Raw genomic sequence first — 1,534 nt, forward strand, 5'->3', positions numbered from 1 at the left:
GCTCATTTGCATTTTACATAAGCTCATTTGCATTCTGCATAAGCTTATTTGCATTCTGCATATGCTTTGTTAGATTTTAAATAAACTTAGTTAACTTTTGTAAGGATTTTTTTTGCGTTTTGTGTAGCTCTAAGGTTTCTGCTAACGTTATGGCGCTTGCTTTCTGTGGCGATTTTCAGCACTGGCGCAAACAAATATACCGAAAAGTTAGAAAGAAAAAACATGATTGAAAGAAAAAAAATAATCACTTCAGTTTTCTGATAAGTCCCAAGCCACGCCATAGAAGCAAACGGCGGTTGGGCGTTCGGTTTTATTTTAAAGTAGCATTTATAAAATCCAATAAGTCCCATTGTGTAAATTACAAGTCCCAATAGGAAAGTCATAAGTCCCAATGGGAAAGTCTTTGGTCCCGAGGTGAAAATGTTTGGTCCCAAGGTGAAAATCATAAGTCCCGATGTGAAAGTGTTCGGTCCCAAGGTTGAAATCATAAGTCCCAAGTTGAAAATCACAAGTCCCGACCTCAGTAGACAAAGTTCCGAGTTCTGATTTTTATACGCAAAGATTTTGATTCAGAAGATTAAGTTTTGAGTTAAGATTTTTATGCGCAAAGACTTGAATTCAGAAGAGTAAGTTAGAATATCGAGTTTTAATTTTTGAAGTTATAGTTTTTGCGTTCCAGCCAACTGACGCCCAACGTTCTGTCGCTTGCGCCAGTGGCGGTTTTCGACACTAACGAAAACAAATATACCGAAAAGTTAGAAAGAAAAAATGCGATTGAAAGAAAAAAGATAATCACTTCCGCATTCTGATAAATCCCAAGCCACGCCATTGGCGCAAACGGCTGTTATAACCAGGCCTTTCTAATTTCTATTAAATTATTCCGGTATAATTTTTTAAAATAGTTTCAACAATATTTTTACTAATCGTTTCACTTATTACTCCACTAGCTACCATTTCTGTCAGTCTTCCAATTAGCATTTGTGACCAATGTTTTTTATTTAAAAAGTAGAATTCCTTTAACTCATTTAATTCTTCAACGATATCGTCATATGTGATTTCTTGACCCTTTTTTATTTTATTAAGATCTTCTAAAATTTTTTGTAGACTATCATTTATTTCAGACCTTTCTTGAAGGTTAAATTCAGTCTTGGGTAAATATTCAATTACTTCATCACGTTCGTTTTGAATAAAAAATAAACTGTTTTCGTAATATTTGTTTACATCACAAACATTTTTTTCATTTTTGTGTGGACAATCTATCAAATGTTTATCAAAATCTTGCTTTAACAATGTCATTAGATGGTCTAAAAACTCAAGTTTATGAGCGTCTTTTCGGTATTCATAAAGTTGCGTTCTAACTTCTGTTATAAATTCCTGATAATTTCCATACTCATTTGACTTCCATTCATAGAAACGAGTTGCTTGGTCTTGGATTAGATTCATTTTTGATTTTTTATGCAGTTTTGAGAGGCTTGGTTATAACGTTTCGTCGCTTGCGCCAGTGGCGGTTTTCGGCACTGACGAAAACAAATAT

The 1,534-nt window shown here is 34.0% G+C and carries 1 protein-coding gene; it reads right to left on the bottom strand.

Annotated features, from left to right (window positions below; translation table 11 throughout):
- Positions 1 to 870: 870 nt before the first annotated feature.
- Positions 871 to 1,443, bottom strand: coding sequence for a hypothetical protein (locus tag ACODSI_RS14980; protein ID WP_488917663.1), 573 nt, complete (start codon positions 1,441 to 1,443; stop codon positions 871 to 873).
- Positions 1,444 to 1,534 lie beyond the last annotated feature (91 nt).

The organism is Flavobacterium sp. FG139 (genome assembly GCF_057809695.1).